At 76.0% G+C, this 1,257-nt stretch carries 1 protein-coding gene and 1 pseudogene; both read right to left on the bottom strand.

Annotated features, from left to right (window positions below; genetic code table 11):
- Positions 1 to 276, bottom strand: a pseudogene (locus AWZ10_RS56170) (hypothetical protein); the annotation flags it as partial.
- 200 nt (positions 277 to 476) lie between these two features.
- A complete protein-coding gene (locus AWZ10_RS43360) occupies positions 477 to 1,151 on the bottom strand; it encodes a hypothetical protein (protein WP_060893908.1) in 675 nt (224 codons plus the stop codon).
- Positions 1,152 to 1,257: the final 106 nt, after the last annotated feature.

Raw genomic sequence — 1,257 nt, 5'->3', positions numbered from 1 at the left:
GGCGGCGGCGAGCTCGGCGGCCAGTTCGGGCAGCACCGGCAGGCCCTGGGCGGGCGGGGACGGGCCGTAGCGGACCGGACCATGCCCTTCCGGATCCGTCCGCCGCATGTGTGCCTCCGCGCAGTCGTGATGCGTTGTCCGGCGCCTCGCGCTCCGGGATCGCTCCGGGACGGCGAGGGCCCTCCGTCGTCCCGCGAGTGTGCGCCGCCGTGCCACGGACGGCGTCGAACACACCCTCGGCCAGTCAGTACCCAGGCTCACGCGCCCCAACGGCACCCGTACGGGTTGCGCCCGTCACAGTGGCCACGTGTACGGGGCGTTCGCGACTCCTGCCCGCGGCGACTTCTGCTCGCGGCGACTCCGGCCCGCCACGACTCCGGCCGTCCGCGGTTCGGCCCGCCGCGACGTTGGCCCACCGCGACTTTGACCCACCGCGGTTCGGCCGACCGCGGGTTCGGCCGACCACGTCCGGCCCGTCATGGCGTCCACCGGTCCCGGCGGCGCAGTCGGTGGACGGCCGCGCCGAGTGCTCCCGCGATGAGGAGGCCACCGGCGACCATGGCCGGGACGGAGTCGGTGAAGGCACCGCCGCCGCCCGCGTGGACGCCCCGCTGGACCGGTGCGGTGGAGTGGGTGGCGTGGTGGGTGGGCTGGCGGGGCGGTTGATGCGTCGGGTCCTTCGTCGGCTGGTACGTCGGCTGATGTGTGGGGTGCTGCTGGGCGTCGCCGCCGAGGGCGACGTCGAAGGCCGCGCTCCACTGCTTGCCCTCGCCGCCCGGGGCCGCCGGGCACAGGCCGTCGACGCCCCATTCGGTGGCGGAGTTCACCGCGCCGACGCCGGTCTCGAAGTCCGCGGCGGGCGCGATCCTGGCGGTGCCCTGATAGGAGGGGCCGCCCGCGGAGTCGTCGTTGCCGGGGATGCGCTGCAGCGTGACGGTGCCCTGTTCGAAGGCCTGCGAGCTGGCGTCGATGGTCTCGGGCGCGGGTCCGCCGGTCGGGTCGCAGGAGACGGAGAACGTGAGCGTGCCGCCCGGTTCGACGGAGTGCGGGTTCACCTCGGCCGCCGGTTCCGCCAGGGCGGGCGGGGCGGCGGCGCCCAGGACGGCACCGATCAGGGCGGTGGCGGACAGGACACGGGCTCTGCGGCGCATGGGTAGGGCTCCTTCGGCCGGCTCCGGCGGACGGGGCACGACCGCCGTGCCCCGGGTCCATCAGAGCGCCGAGCCCGGCGGGGCGCACGCCGCCGGGCACCATTAG

Origin of the sequence: Streptomyces europaeiscabiei (assembly GCF_001550375.1) — a bacterium.
GTDB classification, from domain to species: Bacteria; Actinomycetota; Actinomycetes; order Streptomycetales; family Streptomycetaceae; genus Streptomyces; species Streptomyces europaeiscabiei.
This window is presented reverse-complemented; position numbering and strand designations above follow the sequence as displayed.